The sequence below is a fragment of the Bifidobacterium asteroides genome, from assembly GCF_009683175.1.
GTDB lineage: Bacteria > Actinomycetota > Actinomycetes > Actinomycetales > Bifidobacteriaceae > Bombiscardovia > Bombiscardovia asteroides_H.
In genome coordinates this window covers 186,994-206,173 of the sequence record NZ_WKKW01000001.1, presented here as the reverse complement: position 1 = coordinate 206,173, position 19,180 = coordinate 186,994, and the positions used below count along the sequence as shown (strand labels likewise).

Genomic DNA, 19,180 nt, shown 5'->3' with positions numbered 1-19,180 from the left:
TAACGGCGACATGTCTGGCTGGATTGGGACAATCGAAGGTATGTCCAAGAACGCGAAGAAGTCCCGGAGGTTCGGGGATCTGTCCGGCCTGGGCCGTTCCATTCTTTCCTCACTGGAAGGATTGGTAGGCTCCTCTCGGCCGACCACAGGGGGTCGTGGGGATCGTCCCCTGGATTCTTCGGTGGCCGACATGGTCGATCTGATCAACCGCACGGGGCGCCATCCTGATGATCGGCAGATGCACGAATTTCTGGCCTCTCACAGCCGTATTCTGGGTGTCGCCGTCAAGCGCCGGCTTTTTCCCCGCCTGCAGGGCTTACCCGAGGGGCTGACGCTGGGCTGGGTTCAGTGGCCTGATGCGCCCGGCCGTGGCTTCGCGTTGGGAATCTTTACCGATCGTCGTCACTTTGCTCAGATCGCTCTGGCCGACGACCATGGCAGGGTCTTCATCGGCGAGCAGAGCCGGATGGACCTGCAGAACATGGAGCCTGCCTTCTTGCTGGGCCGGGAGGAGGAGGTGACCCTGGCCGACGGTCGTCGGCTGGGCCGCGATCCGGGTCAGGATTCGGGACCGGTCCGTGCCTTGCAGGGTGCTGTGGCAGGCCGTGACGATGCCGGCCATATGCGTTGGTTGGCCTCCTGGCTGCGAGCCGATGGCCGCTATTCCCTGGAGCAGTTGCGTCCACTCCTGCCTACGGAGATGCGCCTGGACCTGGAGTACCGGGATGCCGTGGCCATCGCCTTTTTCGCCGCCTACCTGCTGCCGCGCATCCAGGGAACCTTCACCGGGTTCGGCTCAGGCAACATCTTCTACCGGCTCAACCGGGAGGCGCCAATGGGTGCCATCCGACGCAGTGTGGGCGACATGATCCAGGCGCGCTCCCACGGACAACGGGTCTCCGGCTTGGAGGATCTGTTCGCCGACCTGATGCGCGAGGCCGGGGCCTTATCGCCCGTCTCCGGTCTTGAGGCTGTTCACGGGGCCGAGCCCTTGCATCTGTATGCTTCCTCGTATTCCGGCGCCTACTTCCTGAGCTGGGACAACGGACTGGAGTTCACCGCCGCCCTTGCGGCCCTGCGCATCGAGGGCAATCTCAATAGGTTCGCCGCAGTCAGCGCCTGGCTGGAGCGCAATGCCCGCCTGGGGACGCTGCCCACCGAGGACTCGATCAATCGCGTCCAGGCAACCCGGCTGGACCAGGCTCTGTTGGACGATCCTGCCATTGTCGCCCTGATGCGCCCGGGGGACTATCCGATTCGCTTCGATCCCCTGGAGGACGACGGGCGGACTGCCATCAACGCCATGGTTGACAAGGCTGCGGCTACCGCCGTCATGGTCCGTCAACAGGCTCCCCAGGCTCTGCCGGTGCGAGCGGACGGCCAGGGGCAGGAGCCGGTGCGTTCCGAGTGGGTCTACCGGCAGACGCTGTCCATGCTCATGCGATCTCTTCGGCTGCCCTTCCGCTTCGATGTGGAGTTCAGATCCGACCTCGCCCAGGGGAAGGTGGCCCTGGCCTTCACTGCGGCAGGACGCACCATGATGCCCTCCAGCCGCTATGAGGATCAGCCACGGGCCTGGCGGGACCTGGACGACGGTGAGCGTTCCGCCATGAGCGCTGACTACAACCTGCGCGTCGGACTGATGATGGCCGCCCTGGCATTCGGGGTGGATCCATCCGTGCGTGAGGTCAGCCTCCAGATCGACTCCATCGGTCTGGAGGAGGCTGTAGACCAGCAGAACTCGGCCATCAGGACCATGATGGGACAGGCCCTGGAGGCCTTTGAGCGCATGCGTTCCGGCGAGGTGGCCCCCACTGGGTCCAAGGCTGATCCCAAGGATGGCGACGTGCATGGCGATCCCACCAAGCCCATCGCCTCCCGTATGGCTCCTGAGCAGCAAGAGGGCAATGAGGAGGACAAGGCCGAGGATCAGGGTGAAAAGGAATCCGTGGACAGAGAGTTCAAGGATCTCATGCAGGGTGTGGACCTTGACTCTGCCGCCTTTGCGCCGCCGTCGTCAGCCAATGATGATGCATCCAAGGAGGATGCCTCGGATGAGGATGTCTCTGCGGATCAGACTGGCGACGACACATCCCGGAATCCGCTCAGCGCCTTGCAGAGCAATCCGACCATCCGCACCCTGGTCTCGGTGGTCTTCAGCAGGGAACTCTTCCTCTCCCGCATCCGTTCGCTGGGTCTGAAAGAACCACGTGGCATATACCGCTTCTTCGATGCGGCCATGCAGGTGGATCCCCAGGGTGGGCTCAAGCCCACCGAGGCTGTCTTCGACATGCGCGATGACCGCTTCAGCCCCCACGGCAGCCAGGAGGAGCCCGAGTTTTCCGAGGTGACCTTTGCCGACAAGTCTGCCAAGGCCCTGGGCGCACATAAGGCCGTGGACCTTTCCATCCAACGGGCCGACCTGCTTCAGAGGGCTGTAGGAGGTTTCCATCAGCTGGCCTCGGACCGGACCATGACATCAGCAGCCAAGGCCCAGGAGGCTACAAGCATCATCGAAAGCATCGGCGACCCGGAGCTGGAACAGTTGGCTCCGCAGGTTGCCAGCGCCATGATCGACGGCAGCTCTGTTCCAGACTTTGACTTCTCCCTGTCCTCACAACTGGACAAGGAGCGTGTCAGGGCCCGCGATCTGCTCTTTTCCGGCGGAGCGGCCCAGGGCATACAGGTGGAGCAAGACGCCATTGCCCATCTGGATGCCGTCTTTGCGGCCGAGGGCCAGGTGCCCCGCTACTTCAATTCATACGCCGAGCGTGTGGTCTATAACCGCCTCTTCGCCACACCGGGGGAGCGGACCCTGCTCATTCCTGACAACCTCTTCTACGCCCACCTGGAGATAGCCGACCTCCTGGCCCAGCTCAAGGAGGACCAGGCAGCCCTCAAGCATCTGAACGCCATGGTGGCCTATGCGCCCGCCTACCCGCTCTCCCACCTGAAGCTGGCGGTCATGCTGGCCAACCGGGAGGACTGGGATTCGGCCCGGGCTGCCACCCTGAACGCCCTGCGGGTGGCCCTGGACCGGGACGATGCCTCCTTCGCCTACTACCGTCTGGCCTATGCCTCATGGATGCGCGACGAGTTCGACGTGGCTGCAGCGGCCTATCTGATGAGCGAGCACATCAGCCCCGACCGGATACCGGCCCTTAAGAGTGAGCTGGCCGAGCTGCAGGCCAGGGCCCGCTCCCAGTGCGTGGTCCTGCCCGAAGACCACCGGCAGGCCCGTCGGGTGCTGGCCGAACATGGCCTGCCAGTCTGGCCTCACACCGAGGTGGCCTCCATAGTGCGCCAGGCCGCGCGCATCTGTGTGGACGGCGGGCTCTTCGTCCCGGCCCGAACACTGTCAATGGCGGCCGCCAGGATGAACGACGACGATAATGAAGGTGTTGATGTGGTACAGGCACAGTTCATGAGGTCGCTCAATGCATGACAAAACAGCTCAGGAAGATAATCGGCAAACCAGTGATGAGGGCGGGAATGCCGAATCCAGGCCCAGGCCGGGCACTGACCGATGGATAGCCTCCCTCCAGCCCGACGATGCTGATGCCATGCGACTGGGGGAGCTTGACCTTGACTCCTTGGGAGCCCAACAGGCCCAGCGCCTCTGGTCCAGGCTGGCCGCCTGGGTGGAGTCCGACCAGGTCGCCTACTACATAGACGATGCGCCGGTCTCCTCCGACGCGGCCTATGACGCCAGGATGCGTTGCCTGCAGGAGCTGGAATCCCGCTTTCCCAGCCTGGATACCCCCCAGTCGCCAACGCACCGGGTCGGAGGGACCTTCTCCAACGACTTCGCCTCCGTCCGTCACCCCTCCCGGATGCTCAGTCTGGATGACGTTTTCAGCGTCGCCGAGCTGCGCCAATGGTATGACGGGCTTCGCAACGAGCTCGACTGGCCGCAGGACAAGGCCCTGCCCATGACCAGCGAGGTCAAGATCGACGGCCTGGCCCTCAACCTCCTCTACCGCAACGGGGTCCTGGAGCAGGGCCTGACCAGGGGGGACGGGGTTACCGGTGAGGATATCACCCTCAACGTCAGAACCATTCCGGGCATTCCCCAGAATCTGTCGGGCCCGGCCCACGACATCCCCGAGTTTGTGGAGGTCCGTGGTGAGGTCTTCATGCGGTTCGAAGACTTCAATGCCCTGAACGAGCAGCAGGAACAGGAGGGCAAGGCGCCCTTCGCCAACCCCCGCAACGCCGCCGCCGGATCCCTGAGGCAGAAGGATCCACGCATCACGGCCAGCCGTCGCCTGAGCTTCTACGCCCATGGCCTGGGCTCCCTGAGGTGGGGCCCGGCCCATCCCAAGGGGACCCATGACGAGGTCATTGACCAGTCCCAGGCTTACGACCTCTATAAGCAGTGGGGGATTCCGGTCTCACCCCACAACCGGGTCGTCACCTCCTTCGACCAGATTCTGGACATGATCGACTATTACGGCCAGCACCGCAATGACATCGAGCACGCCCTGGACGGCATCGTGGTCAAGCTTCAGGACCGGGATCTTCAGCGCAGGCTGGGCGCCACCTCCCGTGCCCCCCGCTGGGCCGTGGCCTACAAGTACCCTCCGGAGGAGGTCAATACCCGGCTTCTGGACATCACCGTCCAGGTGGGCCGGACCGGGCGAATCACCCCGGTGGCGGTTCTCACCCCGGTTACCGTGGCAGGTTCCACAGTATCCAGGACCACCCTTCACAACGCCTCCGAGGTCAAGCGCAAGGGTATTCTGATCGGGGACACGGTCGTGGTCCGCAAGGCGGGCGATGTGATCCCCGAGCTGGTCGGACCGGTCGTCGAGGCCAGGAAGGGGCATGAGAAGGATCTGAGGCCCTTCGTCATGCCCGAGACCTGCCCCAGCTGCGGCGCCCGCCTGGCTCCGGCCAAGGAGGGCGATGTGGACATCCGCTGCCCCAATGTGGAGTCCTGCCCGGCCCAGCTGACCGAGCGGATCATCCACATGGCCTCGCGGAAGGCCCTGGATATCGAGCATCTGGGGGAGCAGAGCGCCATAGCCCTGACCAACCCCGATGAGAACCGTCCCGATTCCGTGGAGGTCTATGCTCCCGGCCTGCGTGAGGTCCTGGTCGACCAGGGCGGCCAGGCAGCCCCCTACCAGCCGGACCCGGATCTGAAGCTTCCCCCGCGTCAGGATCCGGTCCTGACCAGCGAGGCCGGCCTGTTCGACCTGAAGGTTGAGGACCTGCGTCAGGTCTATGTCTGGCGTGAGGTTCCCCTGATGGAGCAGGTGGAGGTGGAAGGTCGGCAGGGTCGCACCACGACCAAGCGTCGGACTGGCGGCAGCGGTCTCTGGTTCCGGGTGCCCGCCTTCTATAATCAGGGCGAACGGGCCATGAACAGCCATGAGACCCAGGTTCAGGAGGCCGCCCTGGGCAATGCCGATGCCCAACCCTCCAGGAACACCCTGCAGATGCTTGAAGAGATCGACAAGGCCAGGCATGCCGACCTGTGGAGGGTCCTGGTGGCCCTGTCCATCCGGCATCTGGGACCGACCTCGGCCCGGGCCATAGCCACCCGTTTCCCGTCGCTCAAGGCCGTGGAGGAGGCCAGTGTGGAAGGTCTGTCCGAGCTGGACGGTGTAGGCCCCGAGATCGCGCACTCCATCCACGACTGGTTCCAGGGCGCCCGGCAGCCAGGCGACTGGCGTGGGCGCATCCTGGATGCTTGGCAGGCAGCTGGTGTGGGTGCTCACGTCGAGCGCAGCACCAAGCCGCAGACCCTGAAGGGCATGACCGTGGTGGTCACCGGCAGCCTGGAGGACTTCTCCAGGGACTCCGCCAAGGAGGCCATCGTAGAGCGCGGCGGCAAGGCCTCGGGATCCGTCAGCAAGAAGACCACCTACGTGGTGGTGGGCGCCAATCCGGGCTCCAAGGCCGACAAGGCTGAGAGCCTGGGCCTGCCCATCCTGGACGAGGCGGCCTTCCACCGACTGCTTGACACCGGTGACCCCAATCCGGCCCAAGGTTGATTGTGACATTCGCAATATCCGACCAGCCGCGCCCTGGCAGCATATGGCTGGGCGCGATATGGTGACGGCATGGAACAAGTAGAGCATCGCAAGGAAGGGACCCGGGATCTGGAGGAGCTGCCTCGAAGAATCAAGGGGGAGGTCTATGAGCGGCTCAGCCGGGTCATCGATCCGGAACTGGGGCGGTCCATCACCGATCTGGGCATGATCACCGACATCATTGTCGAGCCAGCCAGGGATGTCCAGGCCGACTATGAGGTGACCGTGCGGGTGGAGCTGACCATCAAGGGATGCCCGCTGTCGACCACCATCACCAACCAGATCAACGGGACCGTGACCTCCTACCCGCGAGCCCGGCTGCGCCCGCATATCGATGTCTCCTCCATGAGCCGGGAGAAGCTGGACAACCTGGTGGCCGACCTCAAGGCGGCCCGGCGCAGCAATCCCTTCTCCAAGCCTGGCGTGGGCACCCGCATCTTCGCCATCGCCTCCGGCAAGGGGGGCGTGGGCAAGTCCTCGGTGACGGTCAATCTGGCTGCCACCTTGGCGGCCCTGGGCTATGACACTGCCGCCATCGACGCAGACATCTACGGATTTTCCCTGCCTGGGCTCTTCGGCGTGCACAGTCGACCCACCAATCTGCATGGCATGTTGATGCCGGTGACCGCCTGGGGGGTCAAGCTGATCTCCATCGGCATGTTCGCCGGGTCGGACCGGGCCATCCTCTGGAGGGGTCCGCGTCTGCAGCGCTCGCTGGAACAGTTCCTTTCCGATGTCTGGTGGGGGGACCCTGATGTGCTCCTGCTGGATCTGGCCCCAGGTACCGGGGACATGGCCCTGTCAGTGGCCCAGGCCCTGCCCAACAGCCAGCTGATCGTGGTCACCACCCCCCAGCCATCGGCCTCGCAGGTGGCCGTGCGTTCAGGGCTGGTAGCCCTCCAGCTGCCCACCAAGGTGCAGGGTGTGATTGAAAACATGTCCTGGTACGAGCACAATGGCGAGCGTCTGCGTATCTTTGGCCAGGGAGGTGGCCAGCGGGTCGCCGACCAACTGACTCGGGATCTGGGGTATCAGGTGCCCCTGCTGGAGCAGCTGCCCCTGCAGACCGACCTGCGCGAGTCGGGGGAGTCCGGGCGTCCGGCTGTACTCAGACCCGATGGCTCCCTGGATGATTCGCCGCTGACCCAACGATTTGTGGACCTGGCCAAGACCCTGATGGTAGGTTCGGAGCCTGGCGATGCCCGTCGGGCCGCCGGCGAGGACTGACTTTACAAGAGAACTGCCACTAAAGAGACAACTCAGTATGCTGCACTGGCCACTGTAGGTATGTCTTCTTGGCCATCCTTTGGATTAGTTAACCTCGAAGTCTTTAATTCGTTGTCAAGCCTTGTCCCAGGCTAGATGGCAGCCGGGCTCTTCTGGCTGGTGATCTGCCGCGAGGGAATGGCCAGGAACCAGGGGACTGCCAGCACGACCAGACCGATGGCGCACATGGCCAGGAAGGGAATGACCTCATGCCCGGCCAGGATGTAGGAGGCGAACATGGGTCCCACGATGTAGCCCAGGGAGGCGGCTGTGTTGAGCAGGCCGAACATACGTCCGCTGAACGATGGTCCGGCCAGCTCGGCGGCCACCACCGGTTGGGAGATACCCATCATGACCTCGCCCAACCCGAAGATGGTGATGCCCAAGGAGGCCACGCTCAGGGCGCCGGGTGTGGAATCCAGGCGCAGGCCCAGGACGATGATCACCCAGGCCGCAGCCCAGAAGACCGGCACGGTGCGCAACATTCGCACATGGTTGGCGTCCTTGAGGCGGGGCAGCAGCACGATGTTCATGATGACCACCGAGAAGGTGTTGACCACATCCACCACCGACAGGGACCAGCGGGGGATGTGCGGATCGGAGATCAGGGTGGTGACCAGGCCGGCGTCGAACTGGGAGTAGCCGAACAGGTCCATGAAGAAGGTGCCCAGGGTCAGCAGGGCCATGGATGCCAGCACCCTGGTCAGGGAGCTGGTCCGTCCGCCGAAGGTGCCGTTGATGGCCATGCTTGCTTTGTTGTCCGACTGCTTAGTCTGCAGGGCGCCGGTGGCCCCAGCGGATTCCTGGACGACCTCCCGCTCCGCCTGGGCCTTGAGCTCGGCCGTCAACCGACGCAGCTGCCAGTGGCGTTCGATGACCAGCAGGGACAGGCTGAGCAGGGCGAATCCCAGGGCCCTGCCGCCAAAACCAATGCGGTAGAGGAAGTCCTGACCACCTGCGGCCAGCAGTCCGCCTACAGCCGCCCCAAGGCCGATGCCCAGGTTGAGCTCGGCTTGGTTGATACCGTAGACAATCCGATGCTGCTCCCTGGTGGAGATCTGTGTCAGGATGCTGGCCCAGGAGGTCTGCATGCCCATCCCCAGGCCCGAGACGAAGGCGCCCGCCACCGCTGCCCGGTAGTCGTGGGCCATAGTGAAGATCAGGGGGCCGATGACCGAGAAGATCATGGCCGTGTGCATGGCTAGCCAGGAGGAGCGACGGTCCGAGACCCATCCGATGATGGGGTTGGAGATCAGAGACCCTACCGAGCTGATGGTCACCAGGAGGGCGGCCTCGCTCATGGTGGCACCGAGGGAATGGGTGGCGAAGAGCAGCTCGATAGGCATGACCAGGCCGATGCCGAAGTTGCACATGAGGTCCACGATGAGCATGGCTCGCAGATATACGGGCAACTCCATGAATTCACGCAGCCAGCGCATCGGTCTCCACCTCCATCGGATCAGTCTTCATACCTGCCCTTCATTCTGGCCTGACCGCTGCCGGAATGCGGGGGCTGGCGTGTTGCCGTCAATGGGCGGGTGCCGATGGTCGTGATGATGCAAAGAGGCCCGACCCCTCAGCAGGAAGGATCAGGCCTTATGCGACCGGGCCGGTCAGCCGACCTCAGTCATCAGGCGAACTCAGATGTGGAAGTAGAGCTCGTACTCCAGAGGTGTGGGGGCCAGACGGGTCTGGTCCAGTTCGCCGCGCTTCAGGTCCAGCCAGGTCTGGATCAGGTCGTCGGTGAAGACATCGCCCTCGCTCAGGAAGTCGTGATCCTCCTCCAGCGCGTTCAGGGCCTCCTCCAAGGAGCCGGGCACCTGCTTGATCTGGGCGTGCTCTTCCGGGGGCAGCTCATAGAGGTCCTTGTCGATGGGGGCCGGGGGCTCGGTGTGGTTGAGGATGCCGTCCAGTCCTGCCATCAGCTGGGCCGAGAAGGCCAGGAAGGGGTTGCAGGAGGGGTCGGGGGCGCGGAACTCGATCCGCTTGGCGGCAGGAGAGGTGCCGGCCAGGGGGATGCGGATGGCCGCCGAACGGTTCCTGGCCGAGTAGACCAGGTTGACCGGGGCCTCGTAGCCGGGCACCAGCCGCTTGTAGGAGTTGGTGGAGGGGTTGGTGAAGGCCAGGACGGACGAGGCGTGCTCGATTAGGCCGCCCACATACCAGCGGGCGATGTCGGAGAGACCACCGTAGCCGTTCTCGTCGTAGAAGAGGGGCTTGCCATCCTTCCAGAGGGACTGGTGGCAGTGCATGCCGGTCCCGTTGTCCCCGGCGATTGGCTTGGGCATGAAGGTGGCCGCCTTGCCGGCCAGGGCGGCGGTCTCGTGGACCACGTACTTGTATTTCATCAGGTCGTCGCCAGCGTGCAGCAGGGTGTTGAAGCGGTAGTTGATCTCCTGCTGGCCGGCGCCGCCCACCTCGTGATGTGAGCGCTCCAGAATCAGGCCTACCTTCTGCAGGTTGGCCACCATGTCGTCGCGCAGATCCTGGTAGTGATCGATGGGCGGTACGGGGAAGTAGCCCTTCTTGACCCGGTTCTTGAAACCGATGTTGTCGGAGCCGTCCTCCTCGACATCCACGCCCGAGTTCCAAGGGGCCTCGATGGAGTCAACCTCATAGAAGGAGCGTTGCATGCTGTTCTCGAAGCGGACCTTGTCGAAGATGAAGAACTCAGCCTCAGGAGCGAAGGAGGCCGTGTCGGCAATACCGGTGGAGCGCAGGTAGGCTTCGGCCTTGGAGGCGATCTGCCGGGGGTCGCGCGAGTAGGGCTCGTCGGTCACCGGGTCCACGATGGAGAAGGCCACGTTCAAGGTGCGGTGGCGGCGGAAGGGGTCCAAGTAGGCTGTTTCAGGATCAGGAATCAGCTTCATATCGGACTCGTTGATGGCTTGGAAGCCTTGGACGGAGGAGCCGTCGAAGGCCATGCCGTCCGTGAAAGCGTCTTTGAGGAATTCGCTGGCGGGGACGGTGAAGTGCTGCTGGACCCCGATCAGGTCTGTGAACCTGACTGAGACATATTCCACGCCCTCCTGGTTTATCAGAGCTTCGCAATCGGCCTTTGACTTCAGTTCTCTCACTGAACTGCTCCTTTCGTGGAAACCGTAACGGTCCCCCAGTCTAGGGGACCGGTTTTTTCGGCAATGCGCCACTGAGGTTACGGGGGTGTTTCATGCGAAGGTCCCGGCGCCTCCCTGGTGGAAGATGCCGGGACCTTGGAAAACATCAACGCCCACGCATGGCCTTGCGGCTGACGTGTATCTTGGTCGGATCGATGCCCTTGGGCATTCCCAGGGCGTTCTGCCGCTTTTGCAGGGTGACCAACCGGTCGTTCAGCGTCTCCAGCTCGGTGGCGGTCAGCTTGACCTTCTTCTTGATCACAGTGCGCTGGAGCTTGTTGAGCGGGACCTGGTCTGGACCGTGGCCCACGCTGATCCGGTAGATGGGGATGGCCGACCCGCGGGTGATGCGGCGGATTTTCTCCTCCTCGCGGTTCATGGCCTTATTGACGCGGTTGTAGTCGCCCTCGGCTATCAGGTAAACCCCGGTGCGGCCGGTGCCCCTCCAGACGGCATCCTTGGTCTTGGCGTCTATCCAGACGGGTTCTTGTGGGAAAGAGAAGCCTGCCTTGGAGATACCGCTCAGCACGGCGGCTGCAGCGCCCGGGCGACCCTCCATCTTGGCGTAACCGACACGGTCTGAGCGCCTGGTCAGGGTCATGGTGGCCAGGAGCAGGCCGACCATGATGCCCAGAAGCACGGTCAGGATCCAGGACAGCCATCCAAAATGGGCCAGCAGGCAGATCACCACTGCTATCAGTGTGGGCACCAGAATGGCTGCGGCCAGCAGCCAGGGAAGGGCCTTGTCCTCTGCATAAGTGAATTGGTAGATCTTGACGATCTGGCTGATCGTGCTGCTCTTCTTTTTTGCTTTTTTGCCCTTGGTGTCCTCTGTAGCCATGCCATCCTCACTTGGAAACGTTCACTGGTTGACCAGTCTACCGCATGCCTACCGCATGTTCAGGGGTCTGCCATCAGCCTTGAGCAGGGCCTCTCCAATGGCTTCCGAGAAGGTGGGATGGGGGTGGATGAGCCCGGCCGCCCGGTGCAGGGGGATTTGGTTGCCCACCAGCTGCTGGGCCTCAGCAATATTTTCTGAGGCCTGGGGGGATACCATCTCCAGACCGACCACTATCTGCTTCTCCAAATCGGTGGCTTGGCAGGCGGTGATCAGACTGAGGGTGCCCTGCAGGCCGCTCATGCGCATGCGCGAGTTGGACATCATGGGGTAGATGGTCTCCTTGACCTGGTTCAGCGATGGATCGTCCTCGGCCTCCTGCCGGCTGAAGCCCACCGCTGCGGCCTGGGGGGAGGAGAAGACCACGCGGGGGATGGTGGCCTCGTTGACCGGTTCGGGATCCAGGCCGGAGGCGGCATCGGCCAGGGTGATGCCCTGTTGGAAGGCCCTATGGGCCAGATGGTGACCCGGGGTGATGTCTCCCAGGGCCCATACCCTGTCACGACTGGTGCGCCCTTGGGAGTCGGTCAGGACCTGGCCATGCTCGTCCAGGTCGATGCCGAGCTCCTTCATGTGCTTGGGGTCAGTATTGGGATCCCTGCCGATGGCTACCAGGACCATATCAGTCTCGATTGATCCTGCCTGGCCCTTGTCGTCGGTCGGCTGGTAGTCGACCTGAATTCCCCCGTCTGCGGGCAGGCGGTGTCCACCTGAGCAGCGGGCGTGGGTGATAATCTGAATTCCCTGACGCTCCAGCTCCCGGGTCATGATCTGGCCGGTCCGCCGACCCCAGTGGGAGAGCACCCGGTCCCGTCTGACCATCAGCGTCACCTGGCAACCGGCTTGATTCCAGATGGTGGCGAATTCCAGGGCCACCGCACCTGATCCGATAATCAAGGCCCGGTGGGGGAAGGGCTTGAGGCTCAGGGCCCGGTCGGTGTCGATGACCAGATCGCCGAAGGGGAGTTCTTCCAGGGCCCTGGCATGAGAACCGGTGGCTAGGATGGTGTCGCAGGTGGTCAGGCGGGTTCGATTGCCCTCGTCGTCGGTCACTTCTACCAGGCCGTCGCCGACGATGGTGCCATGGCCATGCATCACGGTGATGTCACGCTGCTTCAGCAGGGTCGACAGCCCGCCGGTCATGGCATCCACCATCTGGTCCTGATAGTCCTGAAGCTTCCGGTAGTCGATATCGGCCGACTTGACGTTGATGCCCATGGCGGCCCCGAGGTCGGCCTGTTCGAGAACCTGGGTGGCGGTCAGCAGGGCCTTGGTGGGGATGCATCCCCGGTTCAGACAGACACCGCCAACAACAGGGTCTTGCTCGACCAGGGCCACCCTTCCGCCCAGCTCTGCCGTGCGAAGGGCCGTGGCATAGCCGCCTGGGCCGGATCCGATGATGATGGTGTCGTACTGGCGGCTGTTGGCATCCCAGGGGTCCAGGGACTGCGTACCGGGTTGGTTGATCGATTGCTGCATAACAATCAATGCTAGCCGTAGAGGCTGGGAGAATGAAGACCATCAGCAGAATGTGGAGTGAATACGAAGAACGCCCGGAACCTCAAGTGGAACCGGGCGGCGCGGCTAATCGATGGGTCGGTAAGTCAGGACAACCAGCTGTCACTTGGGCCAGTGCCCACGCTTGCTCTGGCTGGGCTTGGGGACCCGCCAGCGCCGGACCATCATGGCCCGTTGCCAGGCATAGGAGGCCGAGCGGGAACCCTTGGCCACCGAGCGCTCGCCGAACTTGTCGATCAGCAGGCGCTTGAGCTTGCGCCACATCAGCCAGGTGTCGACCAGGGCCACAATCAGATAGCCGTACAGAAGAATGGTCACCACCATGGTGAAGGTGGCGTAATGCTGCGGACCCACGAACATGCCCATCAGGGTGGCCACGAACATGAGGATGATGGCCGGGAAGATCCATTCCAGCAGATTGAAGCGGGCATCCACATAATCGCGGATGTAAATCCTCCAGGGCAGGCGCTCCGACTTGGGCATGTGGTCGATGTCGCCGGTCCTCATGGCCTCGTACTGGGCATCCTCACGGGCTCGGATCCGGGCCTTGGCGGCCTTGCGAGAGGCCTTGCGGTCCTTGGGGACCAGCGGACGCAGGTTCCGGGCCTCGGCCTGCTTGCGCTTGGGGGTGGGGCGTCCCTTGCCTCGTACTTCATCAGCGGAGGCCGTCTGGTCCGCATCCGCCTCTTTGTCCCGTCGATCCTTGCGTGAGAAGGGGTTCCATGTCATGCGAACAGGTTACGGTGACGCCTAGACTCGCAAGCATTGATACGCAAGTAATCACAGGAGGTAACGATGGCGGAACTGGGCCTGGAGACGATCCGCACACGTGTCCAAAACGATAGGGACCGGGTCGTCGATCTGCTCAAGGACAAGATCGCCCTGGCGTCGGTTTCGGCCAAGGGGATCACCGGGGATCACATGCGCCGCTCGGCCGACTATGTGGCCGGGCAGCTGCGGCAGGTGGGTGTGGATGCCCGGGTGGTCCAGGCAACCAATCCTGACGGGACCCCGGGCGCCTTTGAGGTCATCGGATCCCGGCTGGTGGATCCCGATGCCCCGACCGTTCTGCTCTATGCCCATCACGACGTACAACCGGTACCTGACCCCTCCCAGTGGTCCACTGATCCTTTTACCGGTGTTGAGAAGGATGGGCGGCTCTACGGACGCGGATCAGCCGACGACGGCGGTGGCATTGCCATCCATTCTGGAGCCCTGCATGCCTTGGGCGAGGACCTGCGCGTCAACGTCAAGGTCTTCATCGAGGGGGAGGAGGAGATGGGCTCGCAAAGCTTCATTCCCTTCCTTCAGGCTCATCGGGACGACTTCGCCTCGGATCTGATCATCGTGGCCGACTCGGGCAACTGGTCGGCGGACACCCCAAGCCTGACCACCTCACTGCGAGGGAATGCGGACCTGGATGTCACGGTCACAGTCATGGAGCACCCGGTCCACTCCGGGCAGTTCGGCGGGCCCGTCCTGGATGCCAACACCCTGGCCGCCATGCTGATTACCTCCATGTATGACGACCAGGGTCAGCTGGCGGTGCCCGGCCTGGAGGGCGGACAGCCCATCGGCGGCCTGCAGCGTGACCTGGACCAGGCCCAGCTGCGTGCCGATGCCGGCGTGGTGGACTCCTACCGGCTGGCCGGAACCGACTCCCTGGCCTCCCGGCTCTGGACCAAGCCGGCGGCGGCGGTGATCGGCTTCGATGCCCACCCGGTGGAGGGTTCCTTCAACGTGCTGGCCGATAAGACCCGCTTCCGCATTTCCCTGCGCACTGCGCCCACCCAGCGTCCTGAGCAGGCCGCGCAGGCACTGGCTGATTTCCTGATCGCTCATGCTCCTCAGGGGGCCAGGGTGGAGGTCACGCCCGGCGACATGGGCATGGGATGGGCCATGGATGCCGACAGCCCGGTGGTCCGGCAGGCCGAGGAGGCCATGCGGCAGGCCTTCGGACGCGACCCGGTCAACAAGGGCGAGGGCGGATCCATCCCCTTCATTCCCGAACTCAAGCGGCTCTTCCCGGAGGCTCAGGTTCTGGTGACCGGCCCCGAGGATCCCCAGTCCAACGCCCACAGTCCGAACGAGTCCATCTCCCTGCAGGGGCTGGTCGATAACATCATCGCCGAGGCCCTCCTGCTGGATTCCCTGGGCGCAGGTCAGAACTGACTTTTTGGCCACAGTGTGTTCTAGGGTTATAGGTGACACGGGGGCCGTATGCCTGAGGGCGTGCGGCTGAGAGGAGGCTCAGCCTCAACCGGACGAACGTTTACCGGGTAATGCCGGCGCACGGATGTCACTGGACCCGTGCCTGAACGGGATGGCGCTCATAGGGAGCGCCCCGAGGAAAGGCACAAGATCATGACCGATGGTCATTTCATGAACAATACTGTTTCCGGATCGGAGCCGGAGTCTGAGCGGACTCCTATCCAGGTCAGGATCCCCTCCAGACGGTGGAGGGTGGTGGATATCGCCGTCGCCTCGGTCATCGGGGTGGCCTCCGCCGTCATCTACTGGGTGGTCGCCATGGTGACCACCATTCCCTGGTCCTTCCTGGATGGGGTTGTGCCCGGTCTGGGAGGCATTCTCAATGGTCTCTACCTATTTGCCGGGCCCTTGGCCTCGATCATCGTGCGCAAGCCGGGGGCTGCCGTCTACGCCGAGCTGGTGGCGGCCATCCTGGAGTCGCTGCTGGGTAGCCTCTGGGTGCCTGTGGAGACCATACTGATTGGTCTGCTTCAGGGCTTCATGGCCGAGCTGGTCTTCATGCTGCTGCGTTATCGGCGTTGGAACATGTCCACGGTGGCACTGTCGGGCGCCGCAGCTGGTTTCGGCTGCTGGCTCTACTCCTTCTGCACCCATCTGCAGGCCATCAATCTGACCGGTCCCTATGGGGTGATCTATCTGATAGCCACCCTGATTTCGGGCGCGTTGATCGCCGGAGTGCTGGTCTGGTACCTCTACAAGGCCATCGCCGCAACCGGGGCTCTGGACCGTTTCGCCTCCGGCCGCGATATTCGCACGGCCGGGAAGTAGAGGTTCGGGCGTGGATCAGAGCATCCAGGACAATCCCTACCGACCCGCAGCCTTGGAACTGCGCGGTTGGGGTTATCGGCATGCCTATCGGAACCACTTCGCCGTCAGGGATCTGTCCCTGAGCATTCCTGCAGGCCAGCGGGTGCTTCTGCTGGGAGCCTCTGGCATTGGCAAGTCGACCATCCTTGAGGGTGTGGCCGGGCTGCTGGGTGATCATGCACCGCAGAGCGGCCAGGACCAGGTCGAGGATGACGAGGGCGGGGTGACCCAGGGGCAGGTCCTGATCGACGGCAATCCCGCCATCTCCAGCCGGGGGCGTGTGGGGCTGGTCCTTCAGGATCCGGATGCTCAGGCCATCTTTCAGCGGCTTGGCGACAATGTGGCCTTCGGTCCCGAGAACATGGGGCTGTCCCGCGAGCAAATCTGGCCACGGGTGCGAAAGGCCATGGCCGAGGTGGGTTTGGCCGACCTGCAGCTGACCCGGCCCACCATGCATCTAAGTGGAGGACAGATGCAGCGCCTGGCCTTGGCGGGTGCCTTGGCCATGCAGCCTGGGCTGCTCCTGCTGGACGAGCCCACGGCCAATCTGGACCCGGTCGGCGTCGAGCAGATTGTCGATGCCGTCAGAAAGGTCCTGGATCGGCAAGGCTCCACTATGATTCTGGTCGAGCACCGGGCTGGGCCTTGGATGGACATGATCGACCGCGTCATCGTGCTTGGGCTGGGTGAGGTTGAAGGCGGCACTGAAGGATCGGGTGCTGCGGCCTATCGCAAGACTGTGATCATGGCCGACGGGAGCCCCCAGGAGGTCTTCACTGATCCTGGACTGGATCTGGCCGCCCTGGGCATCTGGGTTCCGGAAGCCTATAGGAGCGCCAAGGATTCGCTTCCCGCGCTTGGTCAGGACAGGAGCAGACCTGGGCAATCCGACATCGGCCAGGATGAACATCCCGTTCTACTGGCTGCCCAGGATCTGGCGGTGGGTCGTCAGGACAAGGCAGTGGCCGAGCATATCAATCTGGAATTCAGGGCCGGTCAGGTCACCGCCCTGGTCGGGGCCAACGGGGCTGGCAAGTCCACTCTGGCCATGACCCTGGCCGGTCTGCTGGAGCCAGTGGCCGGTTCGGTCCTTGCCCAGGACCGCCTGCTCCGGGAACCCCAGGGGCAGACGCCTGCCGAGCCGGAGCCCATTCGATGGACCTCATCCCAGCTGGCGGCGCGCATCGCCTATGTCTTTCAGAATCCCGAGCATCAGTTCGCCCGGGGCACGGTCTTGGATGAGGTCAAGTTAGCTCCAATCCGCACTGGTATGAGCGAGGACCGGGCCCAGGCTCGCGCCCTGGAGCTGCTGGACCGTTTCAGGCTGAGGCAGTACGCGCATGCCAACCCTTACACGCTCTCGGGCGGTGAGAAGCGGCGGCTCACCGTGGCCTCGGCCCTGGCCGCCGCACCTCAGATGCTGATTCTTGACGAGCCTACCTTCGGTCAGGATAGGAACACCTGGGTCAGCATGGCCCAGCTGATTGCAGACCTGCGCGACCAGGGAGCCTGCATCATCCTGGTCACCCACGACCGGGAGCTGGTTCAGGCCCTGGATGCCCGTCTGGTGGAGATGACGCCTCCGGGAGCCCAAAAGGCCGTCTGGCCTGTATCAGAGTCAGATTTGCAGGCCCGTCAGAAGACTGTTGCGGCCAGACTGACCGTCACGCCCATGGATCAGCGGGACGAGCCGGTCAAGCTGGCCAGCCGGTCGCCATACATAGCCTCCATCAATCCGGCCTTCCGTCTGATCGGGGCTTTCCTGGCGGCTCTGCCCCTGCTGATCAGCCTGGACCCGGTCTCGGCCACGACGGCACTGATCCTGGAGTTCCTGATGCTGGGCGCGGCAGGCTTCACACCCCTGCGGGTGGTCAGATCCACCTGGCCCATCTTCCTGGGGGCCCCCGGCTCGGCCCTGGCGATCATCCTCTACGGCAAGAGCGGCGGCGCCACCTTCTGGCAGTGGGGCATGATCCACATCACCCAGCGGTCGTTGGATCTGGCCCTGGCCACCGCGCTGCGAATCCTGGCCATCGGGATTCCCGCCATTATCACCGTGCTGGGAATAGACGCCACCGACCTGGCCGATGCCTTCAGCCAGGTGCTCCGCCTGCCTGATCGTTTCGTCTACGGAGGGCTGGCCGGCATGCGGCTCTTCACCGTTCTCAAGGATGACTGGTCGGCCCTGACCGCCTCGCGCCGCAGTCGCGGGCTGGGCGATGAGAACCGTTTCAAGGCCTTTATGCCCCAGGCCTTCGCCCTGCTGGTCCTGTCCATCAGACGTTCGACGACCTTGGCTACGGCCATGGAGGCCAGGGGTTTCGGCGGCAGCACGCCGCGCACCCATGCCAGGGTTTCCCAGATCAGACCACGTGACGCCGGTTTCCTGCTCATATGCCTGGCTGTGCCCGCAATCTCCCTGACCCTGGCTGCCCTGACCGGCTCCATCGCCTTCTTCGGCAACTGATCGCCTGGGTTTTCCGCAGGCTCCGGATATAGAGGAACCCCGGTCCTTTCCGCCTCCCGCAGAGAGGGGAAAGGACCGGGGTCCGCCTGTGGTTGGAAGCGCTGGTCTTTTACCTGGCCAGAGTGGTGTTGATGTTGCGCACCTCGTCAAAGCGCTTGGAGGCATCCTCCCAGTTGACGATGTGCCACCAGGCCTTGACGTAGCTGGCCCGGTCGTTCAGGTACTCCAGGTAGTAGGCGTGCTCCCAGAGGTCCAGCAGAACCAGCGGGAAGATGGTGACGGGCAGGTTGCCCTGGTGGTCGTACATCTGCAGGGTGACCAGGCGCTCGCCCAGGGTATCCCAGGCAAGGACGGCCCAGCCGGAGCCCTGGATGCCTGCGCACATGGACTCGAAGTAGGTCTGGAAGCCCTGGAAGGACCCGAACTGGTCCTCGATGGCGGCCTTGAGCTCGCCAGTGGGCTCCTGGCCGATGGCCGGGGCCATGTTCTTCCAGAAGATGGAGTGGTTCTTGTGCCCGGCCAGGTTGAAGGCCAGGTTCTTCTCCAGCAGGTTGGACTGAGCCACGTTGCCGGACTCGGCCGCGTCGTGGATCTGCTCCAGGGCCTTGTTGGCCCCGTTCACATAAGCCTGATGGTGCTTGTCATGGTGCAGTTCCATGATCTTGCCGGACACGTACGGCTCCAGCGCCGAGTAGTCGTAGGGCAGATCGGGAAGTGTATATACGGGCATATCGTCTCCTCACAATGATTCTGGCCAAGCCAGATGAGCGATGGTCGGTCTGCGCCATACCAACGA

12 protein-coding genes, 2 pseudogenes and 1 riboswitch are annotated in these 19,180 nt (G+C 63.6%); of the genes and pseudogenes, 8 read left to right on the top strand and 6 right to left on the bottom strand.

Annotated features, from left to right (window positions below; genetic code table 11):
- Positions 1–40 precede the first annotated feature (40 nt).
- The 3 genes from GKC41_RS00915 (at position 41) to GKC41_RS00905 (ending at position 7,268) form a co-directional block, all read left to right on the top strand.
- Positions 41–3,445 carry a tetratricopeptide repeat protein gene (locus GKC41_RS00915; RefSeq protein ID WP_229281544.1) on the top strand — a complete coding sequence of 1,135 codons (3,405 nt, stop codon included), beginning with the start codon at positions 41–43 and terminating at the stop codon, positions 3,443–3,445.
- Positions 3,438–6,002, top strand: coding sequence for an NAD-dependent DNA ligase LigA (gene ligA, locus GKC41_RS00910; protein ID WP_154312527.1), 2,565 nt, complete (start codon positions 3,438–3,440; stop codon positions 6,000–6,002). The genes GKC41_RS00915 and ligA overlap by 8 nt, the downstream gene beginning before the upstream one ends.
- A gap of 69 nt (positions 6,003–6,071) precedes the next feature.
- Positions 6,072–7,268 carry an Mrp/NBP35 family ATP-binding protein gene (locus GKC41_RS00905; protein WP_154312526.1) on the top strand — a complete coding sequence of 399 codons (1,197 nt, stop codon included), beginning with the start codon at positions 6,072–6,074 and terminating at the stop codon, positions 7,266–7,268.
- A 131-nt stretch (positions 7,269–7,399) separates the two neighbouring features.
- On the opposite strand, the gene GKC41_RS00900 is transcribed toward GKC41_RS00905, so the two are convergent.
- From GKC41_RS00900 to GKC41_RS00880, 5 genes are all read right to left on the bottom strand, one after another.
- Positions 7,400–8,746: an MFS transporter gene (locus tag GKC41_RS00900; protein ID WP_154312525.1), complete on the bottom strand. Its 1,347-nt coding sequence runs from the start codon at positions 8,744–8,746 to the stop codon at positions 7,400–7,402.
- A 201-nt stretch (positions 8,747–8,947) separates the two neighbouring features.
- Complete coding sequence (gene glnA, locus GKC41_RS00895; RefSeq protein WP_324611990.1) at positions 8,948–10,384, bottom strand: type I glutamate--ammonia ligase; 1,437 nt, start codon at positions 10,382–10,384, stop codon at positions 8,948–8,950.
- 145 nt (positions 10,385–10,529) lie between these two features.
- Positions 10,530–11,264, bottom strand: a complete 735-nt coding sequence (locus GKC41_RS00890) for a DUF4191 domain-containing protein (protein WP_154312524.1) — start codon at positions 11,262–11,264, stop codon at positions 10,530–10,532.
- Between the two features lie 48 nt (positions 11,265–11,312).
- Positions 11,313–12,800 carry a dihydrolipoyl dehydrogenase family protein gene (locus GKC41_RS00885; RefSeq protein ID WP_154312523.1) on the bottom strand — a complete coding sequence of 496 codons (1,488 nt, stop codon included), beginning with the start codon at positions 12,798–12,800 and terminating at the stop codon, positions 11,313–11,315.
- 141 nt (positions 12,801–12,941) lie between these two features.
- Complete coding sequence (locus GKC41_RS00880; RefSeq protein WP_154312522.1) at positions 12,942–13,568, bottom strand: DUF3043 domain-containing protein; 627 nt, start codon at positions 13,566–13,568, stop codon at positions 12,942–12,944.
- A gap of 66 nt (positions 13,569–13,634) precedes the next feature.
- Here GKC41_RS00880 and GKC41_RS00875 point away from each other — a divergent pair, with 66 nt between their 5' ends.
- The 5 genes and pseudogenes from GKC41_RS00875 (at position 13,635) to GKC41_RS09050 (ending at position 18,384) form a co-directional block, all read left to right on the top strand.
- On the top strand, positions 13,635–15,011 hold the full coding sequence (locus GKC41_RS00875; RefSeq protein ID WP_154312521.1) for a dipeptidase: 1,377 nt from the start codon (positions 13,635–13,637) through the stop codon (positions 15,009–15,011).
- 27 nt (positions 15,012–15,038) lie between these two features.
- Positions 15,039–15,154, top strand: a riboswitch (TPP riboswitch).
- Positions 15,155–15,203: 49 nt separating this feature from the next.
- The gene (locus tag GKC41_RS00870; protein WP_229281543.1) at positions 15,204–15,878 is read left to right on the top strand and encodes an ECF transporter S component; all 675 of its coding nucleotides are present in this window, start codon (positions 15,204–15,206) and stop codon (positions 15,876–15,878) included.
- 10 nt (positions 15,879–15,888) lie between these two features.
- Positions 15,889–16,449, top strand: a pseudogene (locus GKC41_RS09060) (energy-coupling factor ABC transporter ATP-binding protein); the annotation flags it as partial.
- Positions 16,423–17,346 (top strand): annotated as a pseudogene (locus GKC41_RS09055) (ATP-binding cassette domain-containing protein); the annotation flags it as partial. The pseudogenes GKC41_RS09060 and GKC41_RS09055, both read left to right, overlap by 27 nt.
- On the top strand, positions 17,335–18,384 hold the full coding sequence (locus GKC41_RS09050; RefSeq protein WP_418904378.1) for a CbiQ family ECF transporter T component: 1,050 nt from the start codon (positions 17,335–17,337) through the stop codon (positions 18,382–18,384). The pseudogene GKC41_RS09055 and the gene GKC41_RS09050, both read left to right, overlap by 12 nt.
- 109 nt (positions 18,385–18,493) lie before the next feature.
- On the opposite strand, the gene GKC41_RS00860 is transcribed toward GKC41_RS09050, so the two are convergent.
- Positions 18,494–19,114, bottom strand: a complete 621-nt coding sequence (locus GKC41_RS00860) for a superoxide dismutase (protein ID WP_015022073.1) — start codon at positions 19,112–19,114, stop codon at positions 18,494–18,496.
- Positions 19,115–19,180 lie beyond the last annotated feature (66 nt).

Coding starts and splice junctions, on each gene's coding strand:
- GKC41_RS00860 (WP_015022073.1), bottom strand. CDS start 19,114: ATGCCCGTATATACACTTCCCGATCTGCCCTACGACTACTCGGCGCTG.
- GKC41_RS00885 (WP_154312523.1), bottom strand. CDS start 12,800: ATGCAGCAATCGATCAACCAACCCGGTACGCAGTCCCTGGACCCCTGG.
- GKC41_RS00880 (WP_154312522.1), bottom strand. CDS start 13,568: ATGACATGGAACCCCTTCTCACGCAAGGATCGACGGGACAAAGAGGCG.
- GKC41_RS00870 (WP_229281543.1), top strand. CDS start 15,204: ATGACCGATGGTCATTTCATGAACAATACTGTTTCCGGATCGGAGCCG.
- GKC41_RS00875 (WP_154312521.1), top strand. CDS start 13,635: ATGGCGGAACTGGGCCTGGAGACGATCCGCACACGTGTCCAAAACGAT.
- GKC41_RS00900 (WP_154312525.1), bottom strand. CDS start 8,746: ATGCGCTGGCTGCGTGAATTCATGGAGTTGCCCGTATATCTGCGAGCC.
- GKC41_RS09050 (WP_418904378.1), top strand. CDS start 17,335: ATGCTGATTCTTGACGAGCCTACCTTCGGTCAGGATAGGAACACCTGG.
- GKC41_RS00915 (WP_229281544.1), top strand. CDS start 41: ATGTCCAAGAACGCGAAGAAGTCCCGGAGGTTCGGGGATCTGTCCGGC.
- GKC41_RS00890 (WP_154312524.1), bottom strand. CDS start 11,264: ATGGCTACAGAGGACACCAAGGGCAAAAAAGCAAAAAAGAAGAGCAGC.
- GKC41_RS00905 (WP_154312526.1), top strand. CDS start 6,072: ATGGAACAAGTAGAGCATCGCAAGGAAGGGACCCGGGATCTGGAGGAG.
- ligA (WP_154312527.1), top strand. CDS start 3,438: ATGCATGACAAAACAGCTCAGGAAGATAATCGGCAAACCAGTGATGAG.